Raw genomic sequence first — 17,603 nt, forward strand, 5'->3', positions numbered from 1 at the left:
ACCGGACGGGACGCTCGTCCCCAGCATGCCCGGGTGGTGCTCAGTGTGCTTCGCGGATGATCTCCAGCGCGCGGGCCAGGTCGTCGGGATAGTCCGCCTCATAGGTCACGTACTCACCCGACTCGGGGTGCTCGAAGCCGAGCTTAACCGCGTGCAGCCATTGCCGCTCCAGGCCGACCCGCTTGGCCAGGGTCGGGTCCGCGCCATAGGTCAGGTCACCCACGCAGGGGTGCTTGAGCGCCGACATGTGCACTCGGATCTGGTGGGTGCGGCCGGTCTCCAGGTGGACCTCCATCAGACTGGCGAAACGGTGCGCCTCGAGGAGCTCGTAATGGGTGATGCTGTGCTTGCCGTCAGCCATCACCGCGAACTTCCAGTCCGACTTCGGGTGCCGCCCGATCGGCGCATCGATGGTGCCGGTCAACGGGTCCGGGTGCCCCTGCACGAGTGCGTGGTAGGTCTTGTCGACGGTGCGGTGCCGGAAGGCGTTCTTGAGCACCGAGTAGGCGTGCTCGGACTTGCAGATCACCATCACGCCGGAGGTGCCGACGTCGAGGCGCTGCACGATGCCCTGGCGCTCGGACGCACCACTGGTCGCGATCCGATAACCGGCGCCGGCCAGGTGCCCCACCACGGTCGGCCCGGTCCAGCCGGGGCTCGGGTGCACGGCGACCCCGACGGGCTTGTCGATCACGACGATGGCGTCGTCGTCGTGGATGATCTTGATGCCCTCGACGATCTCGGCCTTGATCTCCAGCGGGTCGGCCCGCTGCGGGAACTCGACCTCGAGCATCGCACCGGAGTGGACCCGGTCGGACTTGCCGACCCCCGCGGAGTCGACCCGGACGTAGCCCTCGGCGATCAGCTCGGCCGCGCGGGTGCGGGAGACGCCGAACATCCGGGCGATCGCCGTGTCCACCCGCTCGCCGGCCAGGCCCTCGGGGACCAGGACGGTGCGCTGCTCAGTCATGCAACGTCCCGTTCAGTCGGATGCCGCGAATCGTCTGGACGATGATCAGCACGGCGGCAACGTTGATGCAGATGTCTGCGAGGTTGAAGATCGGCCAGTTGGGCAGGGCGATGAAGTCGACGACGTGCCCTTCGAACGGGCCGGGAGCGCGGAAGAGTCGGTCGGTCAGGTTGCCCCCGACACCGGCGAGCAGGAAGCCGAGGCCGACGGCCCACCCGCGGCTGCCTAGGCGGAACGACAGGTAGACCACCAAGATCGTGGCGGCGAGGGCGAGGACGCTGAGCACCTCGGTGTAGGAGGTCCCCATGCTGAACGAGGCGCCGGAGTTGAACGTCAGGTGCCAGTTGAGCCAGTCGCCCAACACCGGCACCGAGCCGCGGCCCTCGAGGGTCGAGGTCGCCCACTGCTTGGTGGCCTGGTCGAGGCCGAGGCCGACCAGGCCGATCAGCCAGAAGGTGATCAGGAACGGCGTACGCCGTATCGGCGGCGTACGCGCCAGGTCGACGTTCTGCTCCCCCGAGTCACCAGTCGAGTCCACGGTCGAGCCCTCACGCGAGCCGTCGGGCGAATCATCAGGCGCCCGCTCGACGGAGGTGGGCTCGGGATTCTCGTCGTCGCCGTTCAGCGGCGCTCTACTCGCTGCTTGCATGTCACCGCAGAGTCTCCCACACCACCGGTGGAGTCGCGGTTTCTCCGTGCCGCAGGTCTGGCCGAACCGGTGCGCCGGCCGATGAGGGCCGGCGCCACGGCTCAGAAGCCGCGCTTCTCCTCGCGCTGCTTGCAGGTCATGCACAAGGTGGCCCGCGGGAAGGCCATCAGGCGCTGCTTGCCGATCGGGTTTCCGCACGACTCACACACGCCATAGGTGCCGTCCTCGATCCGGGCCAACGCCCGCTCAATCTGGGCGATCATCTCCCGGGAGTTGGCGACCAGGGTGAGCTCGTGGTCTCGCTCGAAGCTGGTGGCGCCCATGTCGGCCTGGTCGTGCCCGGCACCGTCCCCGGCATCGCGCATGAGCGCGTCCAGCGCACTCTCCTGGTCTGCCACTTCGGCGTGCAGTCGGACTGCCTGCTCGTCGAGCTCCTTGACCACCTCGGCCAGCTCGGCCTTGGTCCAGGCACTCTCGTCCTCGCGGACGGCCAGCTTCTTCTTGGCGGGCGCCTTCTTCGCAGGAGCCTTCTTGGCCGGAGCCTCCGAGGTCGATGCGGCGGTCTTCGCCGGCGCAGCCTTCTTGGCCGGGGCGGGAGCCTTCGCGGGCGCGGCCTTCTTCGCGGGGGCCTTCTTGGCCGGAGCCTTCTTGGCCGGTGCGGCGGCCTTCGCGGGCGCGGCCTTCTTCGTGGGGGCCTTCTTGGCCGGCGCGGCAGCCTTCGCGGGCGCGGCCTTCTTCGCCGGGGCCTTCTTGGCCGGCGCGGCAGCCTTCGCGGGCGCGGCCTCCTTCGCCGGGGCCTTCTTGGCCGGCGCAGCCTTCTTTGCGGGCGCGGCCTTCTTCGCCGCAGCCTTCTTCGCGGGAGCCTTCTTCACCGGGGCCTTGGCGCCCGTGGCCGCTGACTCTGTCTCTTCACCGCTCGCCTTCTTGCCCCGGCGCCCGATGACCTTCTTCGCCGCCGCAGCGGCGGTGCCTGCCAATGACCTTTTCGCAGTGCGTGCCATGGAAAGGGGCCTCCTTGGGCCGGTCACGAGTGTGGCAGGAACCACAGTCAAGTGGCACGGAGAGTAGTCCACCACAGGGGTGACCTCAAACCGGCGCGCACAAAGGCCCTGGCCGGATCCCGAAGGATCCGGCCAGGGCCAGTCAAGCGTGGAGTGAAGCGGTCAGCCTTCGTCCTCGCCGAGGATCGACCGGAGACGCTTCGGGGGCTGCGCGTTCGAGTCACTCACCGTGGACGGCCCTTCGGGCGTGGCCTCGAGCGACTCGAGCTGCTGGGTGAAGTAGCTCTTCAGGCGCGAGCGGTATTCACGCTCGAACTGGCGGAGCTGCTCGACGTCGGTGCTCAGCTTGTCGCGCTCCTTCTCCAGGTCGCCGAACATCTGCTGACGCTTCTCGGCGGTCTCGGAGTCGAGCATCTGCGAACGGGTCCGTGCGTCGGACTCGAGGCGGTCGGCCTTGACCTTGGACTCGGACTCGAGCCGCTCGGCCTTGGTGCGCGCCTCGCCGACGATCTTGTCGGCCTGGTTCTTTGCGTCGTCGACGAGCTCGTCCGCGTTGCGGGTGGCGATCTCGAGGAGGCGGGCGGCTGCGTTGGACGCCTGGGCCACGGTCTCCACGCGGATCGTCTCCGGCGCAGCGGCGGCAGCAGGAGCGGCGACCGGGGTCGGGGCCGCGACGGGCTCCGGCTTCGGCTCGGGCTTCTTCTCCTCGACCACCGGGGCGGGAGCCGCCACAGGAGCCGGAGCACCCGACTGGGCCGCTGACAGCTTGGCCCTCAGATCGTCGTTCTCCTTGGTGAGCCGTGCGAGCTCGGCCTCCACCTCATCGAGGAACTGATCAACTTCACCCATGTCATAGCCCTCACGGAGCCGGACCGGAGTAAAGCGCTTGTTGCTCACGTCCTCAGGCGTCAGCGGCATGACCTCACCCATTCGTTTGTCGTCATTGGAACGTTCTGTCTTTCGGAACAATAGCGTCTGCTCAATGCGCTGCGCGAAGCAACCACCAGCTGCCAGACGTCAGGGTGAAGCATCAGCCATTCAGGAAGACTGCCTGGTTCACCCGCATCAGAAGGTACGTCGCCACAAGGACGATCAGGAAACTGAGGTCGAGGGCGATGCTGCCCAGGCGCAGCGGCGGGATCACCCGACGCAGGGCCTTAATCGGCGGGTCCGTGATCGAGTAGACGATCTCCAGCAACACCAGGAGCGGACCCTTCGGGGACCACGAGCGCGCGAAGACCATCACCCAGTCGAAGACGAACCTCGTCCACAGCAGGGCCATGAAGATGAAGAGGACGACATAGATGATCGTCCCAATGAGAACCACGGGTTTCGACTCAGCTCTGGTTGAAGAAGCCGCCCTCGGCGATGCGTTCCTTGTCCTCAGCCGCAACGGTCACGTTGGGCGGGGACAGGAGGAACACCTTGTTCGTGACCCGCTCGATGGTGCCTCGCGTTGCGAAGACCAGGCCGGCCGCGAAGTCGACGAGTCGCTTGGCGTCGTTGTCGTCCATCTCGGACAGGTTCATGATGACCGGCACGCCGTCGCGGAAGTTCTCACCGACGGTGCGGGCCTCGTTGTAGGTGCGCGGGTGGAGCGTGGTGATCTTGGACAACTCGGCTACCACTCCTGGGGTCGGGCTCGGGACAGGCTGGGGGCGACGACGCTCGGAGATGCTTGCCACCGTTGCGGGGCGCGCCTCATCCTTCACCTGCCCGGCCGGCTCATCGGCGTACTCGTCAAAGCCCTCGTCGTCGGGGTACCGGCCGGTGTCTTCGAGCAGGCCGAGGTACTCACCGATCTTGCGCATTGCGCCGCTCATGTGACTTTCCTCCGGTGGTTCCCGCACTCGTTCTCGAGCGCTCTACGTGAATGGACACTACTTGATCAACGGGCGCTCACCGAGCACCGCGCGGCCGACACGGACGTGTGTCGCACCGCATGAAATTGCCTGTTCCAGGTCGCCGCTCATCCCGGCAGAGAGCACTCTCGCCCCGGGATGGTCAGCACGGAACCTCTCCGCAAGCCCGGCCAGCCTTTCGAACGCCTCCTGCGGGTCGGCGTCCAAGGGGGCGACAGCCATCAGACCACGCAGCTCGAGCATCTCCTCGCCGGCCACCCGGTCCGCCAGGGCCGCCAGGTTGTCGGGGTCACAGCCCGCCCGATGGTCGCTGCCCGGAGGGTCCAGGCTGACCTGGAGCAGGCACTCCAGGGGCCTGCCGCGCTCCCCCGCCCCGCGGGCCAGGCCGCTGACCAGCTTCGCCCGGTCGACGGACTCCACGACATCTGCATAGCCGGCGACTGCGGCGGCCTTGTTGGACTGCAGCTGACCGATGTAGTGCCAGCGCACCTCGAGGTCAGAGCACTCCGCGGCCTTGTCGACAGCCTCCTGGTGGCGGTTCTCACCGACATCGCGCACGCCCAGCTCGGCGAGCAGGCGTACGTCGGAGGCTGGGAAGAACTTGGTGACCACGACGATCTCGACGTCCCCGTCAGCGCGTCCCGAAGCGGCACACGCTGCAGCGACGCGGCGGCGTACGGCGTCAAGGTTGCCGGCGAGCTGTTCGCGCCGGGCGTCAGTCGCGTCGCTCATGCCAACCACACCAAGCCGGCCATCCGCCCGGATGCGGCGCCGTCGCGGCGGAAGGAGTGGAACTGATCCTGTTCCAAGGTGCAGCCGCCAACGAGGTGCACCCGGACACCGGCGCGCTCGAGCTGGGCCGAGACACCCGCTCCGATGTCGAGAGCCGGCGTGCCCCAGCTCGTCGTGGAGAACGACTCCGGCACGCTGCGGGACACCTGGGCGCGCATCTCCTCGGGGACCTCGTAGCACCGGCCGCACACGTGCGGACCGATCCACGCCTCGATGTCGGTGGCGCCCCGTGCGGCCATCTCCTCGATGGTCTTGGAGGCGATGTCGAGGCTCATCCCGCCACGCCCCGCGTGCACGGCGGAGACCACGCCTGCGGAGGCGTCGGCGAGCAGGATCGGGACGCAGTCAGCGACCCGGACCATCAGCCCGACGCCAGCAGTGGTGGTGACCAGCGCGTCGGCGGCGGGCAGGCTGGCACCCGGGTCAGGTTGCGCCGCGTCGACGACGCGAACCACGTCGCCATGGACCTGGTTCATCCGGGCGAAGCCGACCCCGCACGCCTCGACCACCGCGCCGAGCGCTTCGCCGAAACCGGGCCGCATCCCCTGCAGATCGAGGGTGGAGTCGGTGAAGGCGACCTCGACCGTCGACCGGTCGAGGCCGCCTTCACGGCGCTCACGGAACGCGAACACAGGGCTCCTGGGAGAAGCAGGTCACTTCAGGAAGTCGGGCACGTCGAGGTCGTCGTCGTCGAACTGAACCTGGCGCGGCTGCTGGCGGGGCGCCTGCTGCTGTGCGGGGTTGCTCGGCGACTGGGCCGGCGGACGACCGCCCTGGGACTGGCCCTGACCCTGGGACTGCTGGGGCTGGGACTGGGGCGCAGAGGACTGGCGCGGCGACTGGGCCGGCTCGCGGCTCGGGTTGAACTGGACACCACCCTGGTTGCCCTGGTTGCCCTCGTTCGAGGACTGACGCTGGTTCGCGACCTGCTGCGCTGCGGCGCGGGTCTCCTCCTGCGTCTGCTGCGGGGCCTGACGACGAAGGACGGTGCCCTCGTTGCGGCGCTGGGGCATGCCGCCGTCGAAGCCTGCGGCGATGACGGTCACCCGGACCTCGTCACCGAGGGCGTCGTCGATGGTGGCACCGAAGATGATGTTCGCCTCGTCGTGGGCCGACTCGGCGACCAGAGCGGCAGCCTCGTTGATCTCGAAGAGGCCGAGATCGGAACCGCCGGCGATCGAGAGCAGCACGCCGTGCGCGCCCTCGATGCTGGCCTCGAGGAGCGGGGACGAGACCGCCATCTCGGCTGCCGCGACCGCGCGGTCCTCGCCACGCGCCGAGCCGATGCCCATCAGGGCGGAGCCGGCGTTGGCCATCACGGACTTCACGTCGGCGAAGTCGAGGTTGATAAGGCCCGGGGTGGTGATCAGGTCGGTGATGCCCGAGACACCCTGCAGCAGCACCTGGTCGGCCTGCTTGAAGGCGTCGAGGACCGAGACGTTGCGGTCGCTGATCGAGAGCAGCCGGTCGTTCGGGATCACGATGAGGGTGTCGACCTCCTCGCGAAGCTGCGAGATGCCTTCCTCGGCGGAGTTCGCGCGACGACGACCCTCGAAGGCGAACGGGCGAGTGACGACGCCGATGGTCAGTGCGCCGAGCGAACGAGCGATCCGGGCGACCACGGGGGCGCCTCCGGTGCCGGTGCCGCCACCCTCGCCTGCGGTCACGAAGACCATGTCGGCGCCCTTGATGACCTCTTCGATCTCGTCAGCGTGGTCCTCGGCAGCCTTGGCCCCGACCTCGGGGTTGGCGCCGGCGCCCAGCCCTCGGGTGAGCTCACGACCGATGTCGAGCTTCACGTCCGCGTCACTCATCAGGAGTGCCTGTGCGTCGGTGTTGATGGCGATGAACTCGACACCCTTGAGGCCGACCTCGATCATCCGGTTGACGGCATTCACGCCACCGCCACCGATGCCCACGACCTTGATGATGGCCAGGTAGTTCTGTGCTGCTGCCACGGCGGCTTCGCCTCTCGCTGATCGTCTGTGCCCTCCCGCAGTTTGTGGTGCGGATCGGGTCCTGTCTGTTTCTTGGGCCTGGTGCTGCTGCGGCCTTGATGTTCGTGGTGGGAAGGTGATCAGCTGGCCTGAACCCTAACCCTGAAGTGGAGGGTTATAGTTATGTCAACCTCTCGTTGTCAAAGACAGTAGGCACAACCGCGCAGCGAATCACGACGACACGCGGACGCGCGCAGAAATGTCGAGCGGATCGCCGCCGAGCGTCTCCCCGGGCCGCAGTTCACCGGCCAACCGGGCCACCTTACCGGTCAGCCAGGACCTCAGCCCGTGGCAGGTGGTTGCTCAGCGGGTGGTCGGCTGGCCGGGCACGGTGACGTCATATTCGCGAGCCTCTCGCTGCAGCAGGACTTCGAGCACCTTTGCCTTGTCGCGGGACTTGTCCGCACTCCCCCACGCCACCGTGCGACCGTCGCGCAGCTGCAGGTCGATCTGGTCGACACTGTGCAGCTCGAGGTGTTCCACCTTGCGCGCGATGGACTCGGGAAGTGCGGCGATCACCGCCGCCCCCTCGGCCTTCGCCTCGTCGGGGGTGCCCTTGTCGATCTTGATCAGCGGGAGCGACTTGGGCCGTGAGGAATAGCCACGGAAGCCGACCCCCTCCTTATCGATGCCACGGAACTTGCCGTTGACCTCGACGACCGCCACCACGATCCGCTCCTGGACCCGGACCAGGACCCGATCGGGCCACTTGCGGGAGACGTCGGCAGCAAGAACCGGTGTCAACGACTCCACGCGTTCGCGGATCGCGTCCAGGTCCGCGCGGGCCAGCGGCTCCCCGTGGGGCACCGCGGCCACTCGCTCGACCTGCTCGGTGCTGAGCATCCGGGTGCCCTCGACCTTCACCCCGTCCACGGCGAACAGGGAGGAGAAGAACACCGCCCACAAGGCGGCCAACATCGCGATCAGCACACCGGCCGCGACCACGACGACCCGCAGCCTCAGCCAGCGGGTCGCCCACTGGCGGCGCGCGAATTTGCGCCGGCTGAGCTCTGTCTCGCCTGCCCGTGTGCGCCCGGGAAGATCACGCATCGGTGCCGGTCAGTAGATCGAGTACCAGCGGGCCGACCGTGGTGATCGTCCCGGCTCCCAGGGTGAGCACCATGTCGCCCGGGGCGGCCATCTCCACCAGGACGGCGGGGGCGTCCTGGAGGGCAGGGACATAGCGGACCTGGCCCGGCGCGAGCGGCACCGCGTCGGCGACCAGTGCCCCGGTCACCTCGGGATCCGCGTCCTCCCGGGCGAGGTAGACATCGAGCACGACGACACTGTCGGCCGCGCCGAGCTCCACGCCCATCCGCTCGCCGAAGATGCGTGTGCGCGAGACCAGGTGGGGCTGGAACGCGACGATCAGCCGTCCCTCACCGACCACGGACCTGGCCGCTTGGAGGTCGCCGTGGATCTCACTGGGGTGGTGGGCATAGCTGTCATAGACACGGACTCCGGCCGCCTCACCCTTGAACTCCATCCGGCGCCGCGTCCCCGAGAAGCCGCCGAGCCCGGCAGCCAGTGCGTCGAACGAGTGGCCCAGGTCCAGCCCGACGGCCAGGGCCGCGAGCGCGTTGAGGACGTAGTGGCGACCGGGCACCTGCAGGGTGACTTCCCCGAGCACCTCGGCCCCACGACGTACGGAGAAAGTCGTGTGCGTGCCGTCCGGACGCAGGTCGCTCGCGACGAGGTCGGCGTCGTCGGCCTCGCCGTAGGTGAGCACCCGCAGACCCTTGTCGCGTGCGATCGCGGCCAGCCGGCGGGTCGCCTCGTCGTCGGCCCAGGTGACCAGCAGACCACCGGGCAGGATCCGGTCGAGGAAGTCGGTGAAGGCGGCCTGGTAGGCCTCCTCGGTCCCCCACTGGTCGAGATGGTCGGCGTCGATGTTGGTGACGATCGCCATCCGCGGCGCATAGGCCAGGAAGGCTCCGTCGCTCTCGTCGGCCTCCGCGACGAACAGGTTGCTGCTCCCCTCGGCCGCGTTCACGCCGGAGCTGGAGAGGTCACCGCCGATCGTGTACGTCGGGTCGGCCCCTGCGGCTTGCAGGGCAACGGTCAGCAGGGACGTGGTGGTGGTCTTGCCGTGGGTCCCGGCGACCGCGATCGCATCGCGGTCGGCCATGATCGAGGCCATCGCAGCCGAGCGCGGCAGGATTCGCAGGCCCTGCTCGAGTGCTGCGACATATTCGGGATTGTCCCCGCGGATGGCCGTGGAGACGATCAGGGTGTCGACGTCGTGCACGTGCTCGGCCGCGTGGCCGAGGTGGACCCGCGCACCCAGCTCACGCAGGGCGTCGAGCACGGGCGAGTCCGTGCCGTCGCTGCCGCTGACCGTGATGCCTCGGGCCAGCAGGATCCGGGCGATGCCGGACAGGCCAGCACCCCCGATGCCGATCAGGTGGACCCGTCCGAGCTCGTCTGCGGGGTTGATCTCGTCTGGCACACGCAGCTTCATCGGGCAGCCTCCAGCACCATCCGTGCGAGCTTCTCGTCGGCGTCGAGGGGAATGACGCTCGAGGCGGCGCGCCCCATCGCCGAGAGCCGTTCGGGATCGGTCATCAGCTCGACCAGGGACGTGCCGACCCACTCCGGGGTGAGCGCGGCATCGCTGACCAGTAGCCCACCCCCGGCGTCGACGACCGGGCGGGCGTTGAGTGCCTGTTCGCCGTTGCCGATCGGCAACGGGACGTAGACGGCCGGCAGTCCGACCCCGGACACCTCCGTGACGGTGTTGCTCCCGGATCGGCACAGCACCGCGTCCGCCGCGGCATAGGCCAGGTCCATCCGGTCGACGTAGTTCAGGACGACGTAGGGAATGCCCGTGGTCTCAGGCGCCGCCTCGCCCTTCGGTCCGACGATGTGCAGGACCTGGACACCGGCAGCGCCGAGCTCGGCGGCTGCCGCGGCGACGGACTGGTTGAGCTTGCGGGCTCCCTGTGAGCCCCCGGTGACCATCAGCACCGGGCGGTCGGCTTCCAGGCCGTACGTCTCGCGGGCCTCGACGCGCAGGGCGTCCCGGTCCAGCTGGCTGATCATCCGGCGGATCGGCAGCCCGGTGTACGTCGCGTGCGCGAGGTCGGTGTCCGGGAACGAGGTCGCCACGTGCCGGGTCATCCGGGCACCGAGCTTGTTCGCGATCCCGGGCAGCGCGTTGCCCTCGTGCACCACGATCGGCACGCCGCGCTTGCGCGCTGCGAGGTAGGCCGGCACCGAGACATAGCCACCGAACCCGACGACGACATCGGGTCGCACACGATCGACGACCTCGAGGGCAGCGTTGCGGGCCGCGCGCAGCCTCCCCCAGACCCGCAGCAGGTCCTTGCTCGGGCGTCGGGGCAGCGGCACCTTGGGCACGAACTCGAGTCGACGTCCCGCCTCGGGGATGAGTCTGGCCTCGAGTCCCTCGCGGGTGCCGAGGCAGGTGATCTCGACCGACGGCTCCAGGCGTTCCAGGGCCGCAGCGGTTGCGAGCAGGGGCGATGTGTGGCCGGCGGATCCTCCACCGGCAAGCAGGACGCGCATCATTTTCCTCGTCGTGACGAGCCGGCGGACAGGCCGGCCGAGCGGCTTCGCTTGCGGGCTGCCAGTGCCCTTGCCGCCTCGGGCTCCGAACGGGCGAAGCCGATCAGCAGACCCAGGGCGAGCAGGGACGGCAGCAGTGCGGACCCACCATAGGAGACCAGCGGGAGCGGGATGCCGATGACCGGCAGCAGGGCGAGCACCATGCCGACGTTGATGATCATCTGGCCGAGCAGCCAGACGGTGATCCCGAAGGAGGTGAAGCGCACGAACGGGTCGGTGGTCGCGCTGGCGACCCGGATCGCTGCATAGGCGATGGTCAGGAAGAGCAGCAGGACCAGCAGGGTGCCGACCAGGCCGAGCTCCTCGCCGAGGACGGCGAAGATGAAGTCCGTGTGGGCCTCGGGAAGGTCGCCCCACTTCTGCTGGCTGGCGCCGATGCCCTGGCCGAACCATCCCCCGGTGGAGAGGGCATAGAGACCGTGGGCAGGTTGCCACCCCGCATCGTGGTACTCCTTGAACGGATCGATGAAGTTGAGCAGCCGACCGCGCCGTTCGTCGTTGGTGGTGGCCATGTAGAACGCGCCGACCGCGATCACCGAGAAGGCCAGTGCGAAGAGCTTGCCGGGAGCACCGACGACCCAGAGCATCGCCAGCATGATCGCGAAGATGACCAGCGCCGTGCCCAGGTCACGCTGCATGATGACCAGGCCAGCCACCAGGCCCATCCCGGGAACCACGGGGATCAGCACGTGCGAGAGCTCGCCGAGCCGGCGGTGCTTGTTGGCATAGACGTGCGCGGCCCACAGGATCACCGCGAGCTTGGCGACCTCGGACGGCTGGATCACGATCGGCCCGACGCCGAGCCAGTTCTGCTGGCCGTTGCGCACCAGGCCGAGAGGACCGAGGGTCAGGGCGAGCAACAGTACGGCGAGCCCGAGCCCGGGCCAGACCAGCTTGCGGAGCAGGCGTTGCGGCATCCGCGAGGCGACCACTGCCAGCGGCAGCCCGATGGCGACCCACATCAGCTGGCGCTTGACCACCGAGTAGGAGTCGCCGTTCTCCCGGTAGGAGTAGACGCTCGATGCGGAGAGCACCATGATCAGGCCGACGGTCAGCAGCAGCGCGGAGGCGCCGAGGAGCAGGTAGTAGGACGTCAGCGGACGGTCCAGTGCACTGCGCAGGGTGGCGAGCGCGCCGGAGACCCGGCTCCGGGGGGAGGCGACGTCACGCTCGGTCGTGCTAGTCGCCACCTCGTGATCCCTCCCCGGTCGGATCCGCTTCGGTCAGCCCTGTTGCGCGATCCATGTCTGGACGGCCTCGGCGAACCGGTCGCCGCGCTCGCCATAGTTGGTGAACATGTCCATCGAGGCACACCCCGGGGCGAGCAGCACGGTGTCTCCCGGCCTGGCCAACCCGGCCGACGCCGCGACCACGCGCTCCATCGGTGATTCCTCGGGCCCAGTCTCCCCGTCACCGATGTCGATCACGGGCACATCCGGTGCGTGTCGTCGGAGCGCGTCCGCGATCACATGCCGGTCGGCGCCCAGGAGCACCACGCCACGCAGCCGGTCACGGACCTTCTCCACGAGAGCCTCGAACCGGGCCCCCTTGGCCAGTCCCCCGGCCACCCAGACCACGGAGTCGTAGGTCTGGAGGGACGACTGGGCAGCGTGCGGGTTGGTGGCCTTCGAGTCATCGACCCAGGTCACCGAGTCGTGTTCGGCCACGTGCGCGATGCGGTGGCCGTCGGGCCGGAAGTTGCGCAGGCCGTCGCGGACGGCGGCCTGGTTGACGCCGTGGGCTCGGGCCAGGGCGGCAGCCGCCAGGGCGTTGGCCACGAAGTGGGGTGCAGGTGAGGCGAGGTCACTGATCTGGCAGAGCTCTGCGGCACTCGAGTCACGCTGCTCGATGAAGGCACGGTCGACCAACAGGTCCTCGACGATGCCGAGCTGGCCGACGGCCGGCATACCGAGGGTGAACCCGATCGCACGCGCCCCCTCGATCACGTCGGCCTCGCGCACCAGCTCCTCGGTGGCCGGGTCGGCGACGTTGTAGACGCAGGCGAGCTGCGTGCGTTCATAGATCTTCGCCTTGTCGGCGGCGTAGTCCTTCATCGCGTCGTCGCCGGAATACCAGTCCAGGTGGTCCTCGGCGATGTTGAGGACAACTGAGGCCTGGGCGCTCATCGACTCGGTGTAGTGGAGCTGGAAGCTGGACAGCTCGACCGCGAATACGTCGTACGGCTCGGGCTCCATCACCGCCTCGACGATCGGCAGGCCGACGTTTCCGACCGCGACGCTGCGCAGGCCGGCTGCCTTCAGGATCGAGTCGAGCATCTGCACGGTCGTGGTCTTGCCGTTGGTGCCGGTGATCGCCAGCCACGGTGCCTGGTGCTCGGGATCGCGCAACCGCCAGGCGAGCTCGACCTCGCCCCAGATCGGCACTCCGCGCTCGCGGGCCTGGGCCAGCAGCGGAGCGTCGGGTCGCCAGCCGGGCGAGGTGATCAGCACGTCGATGTCGTCGGGAAGCGTGGCCGTGGTGCCCGGCCCCAGCCGGATGTCACCACCGAGGCTGCGCAGCAGCTCGGCCTTCTCCTCCTTGCCGTCGCCACGCTCATCCATCGCGACGACGTGAGCACCCAGGAAGAGCAGGTTGTCCGCCGCAGCGAACCCGGAGACACCGAACCCGGCGACCGCCGCACGGATCGGGGCCCATGAGTCGTTACGGCCCAGGTTGTTGAGGACGCTCATCAGGTCCCCGCCACCCACTCGGCGTAGAAGACGCCCATACCGGCTGCGACACAGAGGCCGGTGATGATCCAGAAACGGACCACGACCGTGACCTGCTCCCAACCGAGCATCTCGAAGTGGTGATGGATCGGTGCCATCCGGAAGATGCGCTTGCCCTTGCTGAGCTTGAAGAACCCGACCTGCATCATCACCGAGACGGTCTCCATCACGAAGAGTCCGCCGAGGATGATCAGGAGCAGCTCGGTGCGGGTCAGGATGGCCAGGCCGGCAAGCGCGCCGCCGAGGGCGAGCGATCCGGTGTCACCCATGAAGATCTGTGCCGGGGACGCGTTCCACCACAGGAAGCCGAAGCAGGCCCCGGTGATGGCGGCCGCGATCACGGCCAGGTCGAGCGGATCGCGCACCTCGTAGCAGCGCCCGTAGGAGATGTCGGCCTGGCCGCACCACTGGTTGCTCTGCCAGATGTTGACCAAGGTGTAGGCGCCGAAGACCATCGCGGCCGAGCCGGCGGCCAGGCCGTCGAGGCCGTCGGTCAGGTTCACGGCGTTGCTGGTCCCGGTGATGATCACCCAGAAGAGCAGGACCACCAGGACTGCGGGCAGCACCCATGAGGTGTCCCGGATGAAGGACAGGTGCTGCGAGGCCGGGGTCTGGCCGCGATCGTCCTCCAGCCACGGCGACAGCGCCAGGATCCCGAAGATCAGGGCGACGGCGGTCTGCCCGATCATCTTGGCCTTGCTGCGCAGGCCGAGGTTGCGCTGCTTGTAGATCTTGATGAAGTCGTCGAGGAAGCCGACCAGGCCGAGGCCGACGAACAGGAAGATCAGCAGGAGCGCCGAGGCCGAGGGCATGCTCTGGGTGACCAGCTTGGCGATGAAGTAGCCGATCACCGCGGCGAAGATGATGACGATGCCGCCCATCGTGGGCGTGCCTCGCTTGGTGTGGTGGCTGGTGGGGCCGTCTTCACGGATCTCCTGGCCATATCCCTTGGCCGACAGCACCCGGATCGCATATCTCGTGCCGATCAGGGACAACAGCAGGGACAACCCACCACCGAGCAGGATTGCTCTCATTGCTGCGTCTCCTCCGCGTTGGACTGCGCTGCGTTCACGTCTTCGTCTCCTGACGGGCCCATGTCGATGAGGCCGTCGGCCACCAACTCGAGTGCCGCACCGCGAGAGGCCTTCACGAGGACGACGTCTCCGGCACGAATGTTCTCGCGCAACCATGCCAGAGCAGCGTCCCTGTCAGCGACGCACACCGCCGTACCGCGTCGATCTGTGATCTGTTCCGCACCGGTGGCCATCGCAGCCGCGGCCTCGCCCACTGCGAGGAGTACGTCGATTCCTGCTTCGGCCGCCTCGGCGCCGATGGTTCGGTGCTCGTCGACCGCGTCCGCTCCGAGCTCCTTCATCTCGCCCAGTACGGCGATCGTGCGAGTGCGGCGGCGTTCCCCGATCGCGGCCAACGCCGAGATCGCGGCACGCATCGAGGCCGGGTTGGCGTTGTAGGCGTCGTTGATCACCACCGGTCCCCCGGCGACCTCGGTGATCTCCATCCGCCAGCGCGACAGGCTCCGGGCGTTGCTCAGCGCCTTGACGATGCTCGCCGCCGGCACTCCGGCCGCCTGCGCCATCGCGGCAGCCGCGGCCGCGTTGACCAGCTGGTGGGCGCCAACCTGCTGGAGGTTGACCCGGCCGACGTCTTTGCCGATCCGGAGCATGCCGGAGGGACGGTCCATGTCGTCGAAGGTGACGTCCTCCCAGAACACGTCGCCGCCGTCGCCGAACCGTACGACGGTGGCCCGGGTGCGGGGACCCATCCTCGAGACCAGCTCGTCGGAGGCGTTGATCACCGCGGTCCCGGTGGGGGCCAGACCCTCGATGATCTCGCCCTTGGCCTGGGCGATCGCCTCGCGTGAGCCGAATTCGCTCATGTGCGCCGTGCCGACGTTGATCACGGCGGCGATGTCGGGTCGGGCGATGCCGCACAGGTAGTCGATGTGGCCGATGCCGCGTGCGCCCATCTCGACCACGAGGAACCTGGTCGCCTCGTCCGCGCGCAGGACGGTGAGTGGGACGCCCAGCTCGTTGTTCAGGTTGCCGGCAGTGGCCACCGTCTCCCCGGCACTCGCGAGCACCTGGGCGAGGTAGTCCTTGGTCCCGGTCTTTCCCTGGCTGCCCGTCAGGGCGAACACCGTCAGGGTGTCCAGGCGGTCGCGGACGTGGCGGGCGAGCAGGCCGAGCGCGTGGACCGGGTCGTCGACCACGACGGTGGGCGCGTCTGTGGGACGCGACCCGAGCACGCCGGCCGCCCCAGCGGCCAGCGCACCGGCGGCGAAGTCGTGGCCGTCGACGCGTTCGCCGAGGATGGCGACATAGAGGCCACCGGGCTCGACCGCGCGACTGTCCTGGGATGCCGGGGCGGTGACCAGGACAGACCCGTCACCGTGCACCTCTCCCCCGCTCACGCGTGCGATCTCCGCCAAGGACATCGGGATCATCGAGCCGCCTCCTCGACCACGACGCGGCGATCGTCGAACGGATGGGTCACGCCGTCGATCTCCTGTCCGGTCTCGTGTCCCTTGCCCGCGACCAGGACGATGTCGCCGTCGCTGGCACGCTCGAGGGCTGTTCGGATCGCCTCCCGCCGCCCGGCCACCTCGATGACCTCTCCGGGGCCGAGGGCCCCCGCGAGCACCTGGGCACGGATGTCGGCCGGGTCCTCGGTGCGGGGGTTGTCGTCGGTGACGATGGTCAGGTCGGCGAGACGGGCGGAGATCTCCCCCATCAGCGGGCGCTTGCCGGTGTCGCGGTCGCCACCGGCGCCGATCACCACGATCAGCCGGCCGTCGGTCAGCGGTCGCAGGGTCGCCAGGGCTGCTTCGACCGCATCGGGCTTGTGCGCGTAGTCGACGATCACGGTGACGTCCCGGTCGACCTCGACCTGCTCGAGTCGGCCGGGCACCCCGGTGCCCTGGGCCATCGCTGCGGCGATCACCTCGGCGTCATGGCCGGCCTCGACGGCAGCCGCGATCGCGGCCAGGGCGTTGGCGACGTTGAAGTCCCCCGGGATCGGCACGGAGGTGCGGACCTCGACACCGTCGGGACCGAGCACCGTGAACGACGATCCGTCCGCGGCAAGGTCGAGGTCGACGGCGCGCCAGTCGGCACTCGCGTCCTCGAGGGCGAAGGTCTTGAGGGGGATGCTGGCCTCGTCGAGGAGGCGGCGACCGTGCTCGTCGTCGATGTTGACCAGGCCGAGCCGGGCTCGCTCCGGTGTGAACAGGGAGGCCTTGGCCCGGAAGTAGTCCTCGACGTCGGCGTGGAAGTCGAGGTGGTCGCGACCAAGGTTCGTGAAGACCGCGACGTCGAAGACGATCCCGTCGACGCGTCCCATCACCAGTGCGTGGCTGGAGACCTCCATCGCGCAGGTCTGCACCCCGCGTTCACGCATCAGCGCGAAGATGGCGTGCAGGTCCGGCGCCTCGGGCGTGGTCAGCGAGGTCTCGATGTCCACGCCGTTGATGCGGGTCCCGACCGTGCCCACGACGGCGGCCGGGATGCCGGCGCCCTGCAGGGCGATCTCGGCCAGGCGAGTCGTGGTGGTCTTGCCCTGTGTGCCGGTGACCGCGATCATCGCCATCGACTCCGAAGGAGTGCCGTGGATCCTGGCGGCCAGGGCGCCGAGGACCGCCCGCGGCGCCTGGACAACCAGGACCGGCACGTCCACCTCACCGAGCGACTCGCGTCCGGCGGCATCGGTGAGGATCGCCACGGCTCCCGCCGCCACCGCCTGCGGGGCGTATGTCGCACCGTGCACGCGGGCGCCGGGAAGGGCGGCGTACAGGTCCCCGGGAAGCACGCGTTGAGAGCTCAGCGAGAGACCGGTGACCTGGCAGTCCTGGGCCCCGGCGGAGTCGAGCGTCACGTCCAACCAACCGGCGACGACCGTCAGTGGGGTCGCCGACCCACGGGTCGGTCGGGATGCCTTGAGTGCCTCGTTGCTCACCACGGCGCGAGGCTATCGCGACGGGGTGCCGTTCCGGGTCTTC

The 17,603-nt window shown here is 68.9% G+C and carries 17 protein-coding genes; all 17 read right to left on the reverse strand.

Annotated elements, in window-relative coordinates; all coding sequences use genetic code 11:
* Positions 1-40: 40 nt before the first annotated feature.
* Positions 41-970: an RluA family pseudouridine synthase gene (locus tag BJ980_RS04410; RefSeq protein ID WP_179501170.1), complete on the reverse strand. Its 930-nt coding sequence runs from the start codon at positions 968-970 to the stop codon at positions 41-43.
* Complete coding sequence (gene lspA / locus BJ980_RS04415) at positions 963-1,619, reverse strand: signal peptidase II (protein WP_179501171.1); 657 nt, start codon at positions 1,617-1,619, stop codon at positions 963-965. The genes BJ980_RS04410 and lspA overlap by 8 nt, the downstream gene beginning before the upstream one ends.
* A 101-nt stretch (positions 1,620-1,720) precedes the next feature.
* Positions 1,721-2,620, reverse strand: coding sequence for a TraR/DksA family transcriptional regulator (locus BJ980_RS18835; RefSeq protein WP_179501172.1), 900 nt, complete (start codon positions 2,618-2,620; stop codon positions 1,721-1,723).
* Positions 2,621-2,782: 162 nt separating this feature from the next.
* Entirely contained in the window at positions 2,783-3,538 is a 756-nt protein-coding gene (locus BJ980_RS04425) for a DivIVA domain-containing protein (RefSeq protein WP_179501173.1), read from the reverse strand.
* Between the two features lie 112 nt (positions 3,539-3,650).
* Complete coding sequence (locus tag BJ980_RS04430; RefSeq protein WP_179501174.1) at positions 3,651-3,947, reverse strand: YggT family protein; 297 nt, start codon at positions 3,945-3,947, stop codon at positions 3,651-3,653.
* Positions 3,948-3,957: 10 nt separating this feature from the next.
* A complete protein-coding gene (locus BJ980_RS04435) occupies positions 3,958-4,443 on the reverse strand; it encodes a cell division protein SepF (protein WP_179501175.1) in 486 nt (161 codons plus the stop codon).
* A 57-nt stretch (positions 4,444-4,500) separates the two neighbouring features.
* Positions 4,501-5,214 (reverse strand): YggS family pyridoxal phosphate-dependent enzyme, encoded by a 714-nt coding sequence (locus tag BJ980_RS04440; RefSeq protein WP_179501176.1) that lies wholly within the window; start codon positions 5,212-5,214, stop codon positions 4,501-4,503.
* Positions 5,211-5,906, reverse strand: coding sequence for a peptidoglycan editing factor PgeF (gene pgeF, locus BJ980_RS04445; protein ID WP_179501177.1), 696 nt, complete (start codon positions 5,904-5,906; stop codon positions 5,211-5,213). Before pgeF ends, BJ980_RS04440 begins: the two co-directional genes overlap by 4 nt.
* 21 nt (positions 5,907-5,927) lie before the next feature.
* The gene (ftsZ, locus tag BJ980_RS04450) at positions 5,928-7,232 is read right to left on the reverse strand and encodes a cell division protein FtsZ (RefSeq protein WP_179501178.1); all 1,305 of its coding nucleotides are present in this window, start codon (positions 7,230-7,232) and stop codon (positions 5,928-5,930) included.
* A gap of 342 nt (positions 7,233-7,574) precedes the next feature.
* A complete protein-coding gene (locus BJ980_RS04455; protein WP_179501179.1) occupies positions 7,575-8,321 on the reverse strand; it encodes a cell division protein FtsQ/DivIB in 747 nt (248 codons plus the stop codon).
* The gene (gene murC, locus BJ980_RS04460) at positions 8,314-9,732 is read right to left on the reverse strand and encodes a UDP-N-acetylmuramate--L-alanine ligase (RefSeq protein WP_179501180.1); all 1,419 of its coding nucleotides are present in this window, start codon (positions 9,730-9,732) and stop codon (positions 8,314-8,316) included. The genes BJ980_RS04455 and murC overlap by 8 nt, the downstream gene beginning before the upstream one ends.
* Complete coding sequence (gene murG, locus BJ980_RS04465; protein WP_179501181.1) at positions 9,729-10,799, reverse strand: undecaprenyldiphospho-muramoylpentapeptide beta-N-acetylglucosaminyltransferase; 1,071 nt, start codon at positions 10,797-10,799, stop codon at positions 9,729-9,731. The genes murC and murG overlap by 4 nt, the downstream gene beginning before the upstream one ends.
* The gene (gene ftsW, locus BJ980_RS04470; RefSeq protein ID WP_343047685.1) at positions 10,799-12,049 is read right to left on the reverse strand and encodes a putative lipid II flippase FtsW; all 1,251 of its coding nucleotides are present in this window, start codon (positions 12,047-12,049) and stop codon (positions 10,799-10,801) included. The genes murG and ftsW overlap by 1 nt, the downstream gene beginning before the upstream one ends.
* 33 nt (positions 12,050-12,082) lie before the next feature.
* On the reverse strand, positions 12,083-13,549 hold the full coding sequence (murD, locus tag BJ980_RS04475) for a UDP-N-acetylmuramoyl-L-alanine--D-glutamate ligase (RefSeq protein ID WP_179501182.1): 1,467 nt from the start codon (positions 13,547-13,549) through the stop codon (positions 12,083-12,085).
* Positions 13,549-14,622, reverse strand: coding sequence for a phospho-N-acetylmuramoyl-pentapeptide-transferase (gene mraY, locus BJ980_RS04480; protein ID WP_179501183.1), 1,074 nt, complete (start codon positions 14,620-14,622; stop codon positions 13,549-13,551). Before mraY ends, murD begins: the two co-directional genes overlap by 1 nt.
* On the reverse strand, positions 14,619-16,052 hold the full coding sequence (locus BJ980_RS04485) for a UDP-N-acetylmuramoyl-tripeptide--D-alanyl-D-alanine ligase (protein WP_179501184.1): 1,434 nt from the start codon (positions 16,050-16,052) through the stop codon (positions 14,619-14,621). Before BJ980_RS04485 ends, mraY begins: the two co-directional genes overlap by 4 nt.
* Positions 16,049-17,563 (reverse strand): UDP-N-acetylmuramoyl-L-alanyl-D-glutamate--2,6-diaminopimelate ligase, encoded by a 1,515-nt coding sequence (locus tag BJ980_RS04490; RefSeq protein WP_179501185.1) that lies wholly within the window; start codon positions 17,561-17,563, stop codon positions 16,049-16,051. The genes BJ980_RS04485 and BJ980_RS04490 overlap by 4 nt, the downstream gene beginning before the upstream one ends.
* Positions 17,564-17,603: the final 40 nt, after the last annotated feature.

Origin of the sequence: Nocardioides daedukensis (assembly GCF_013408415.1) — a bacterium.
Lineage (GTDB): Bacteria > Actinomycetota > Actinomycetes > Propionibacteriales > Nocardioidaceae > Nocardioides > Nocardioides daedukensis.

Excerpts from the sequence above, each read along its gene's own strand:
- lspA (WP_179501171.1), bottom strand. The coding sequence starts at position 1,619 with ATGCAAGCAGCGAGTAGAGCGCCGCTGAACGGCGACGACGAGAATCCC.
- murD (WP_179501182.1), bottom strand. The coding sequence starts at position 13,549 with ATGAGCGTCCTCAACAACCTGGGCCGTAACGACTCATGGGCCCCGATC.
- murC (WP_179501180.1), bottom strand. The coding sequence starts at position 9,732 with ATGAAGCTGCGTGTGCCAGACGAGATCAACCCCGCAGACGAGCTCGGA.
- BJ980_RS04435 (WP_179501175.1), bottom strand. The coding sequence starts at position 4,443 with ATGAGCGGCGCAATGCGCAAGATCGGTGAGTACCTCGGCCTGCTCGAA.
- BJ980_RS04425 (WP_179501173.1), bottom strand. The coding sequence starts at position 3,538 with ATGCCGCTGACGCCTGAGGACGTGAGCAACAAGCGCTTTACTCCGGTC.
- murG (WP_179501181.1), bottom strand. The coding sequence starts at position 10,799 with ATGCGCGTCCTGCTTGCCGGTGGAGGATCCGCCGGCCACACATCGCCC.
- BJ980_RS04440 (WP_179501176.1), bottom strand. The coding sequence starts at position 5,214 with ATGAGCGACGCGACTGACGCCCGGCGCGAACAGCTCGCCGGCAACCTT.
- mraY (WP_179501183.1), bottom strand. The coding sequence starts at position 14,622 with ATGAGAGCAATCCTGCTCGGTGGTGGGTTGTCCCTGCTGTTGTCCCTG.
- BJ980_RS04485 (WP_179501184.1), bottom strand. The coding sequence starts at position 16,052 with ATGATCCCGATGTCCTTGGCGGAGATCGCACGCGTGAGCGGGGGAGAG.
- BJ980_RS04410 (WP_179501170.1), bottom strand. The coding sequence starts at position 970 with ATGACTGAGCAGCGCACCGTCCTGGTCCCCGAGGGCCTGGCCGGCGAG.
- BJ980_RS04455 (WP_179501179.1), bottom strand. The coding sequence starts at position 8,321 with ATGCGTGATCTTCCCGGGCGCACACGGGCAGGCGAGACAGAGCTCAGC.
- BJ980_RS18835 (WP_179501172.1), bottom strand. The coding sequence starts at position 2,620 with ATGGCACGCACTGCGAAAAGGTCATTGGCAGGCACCGCCGCTGCGGCG.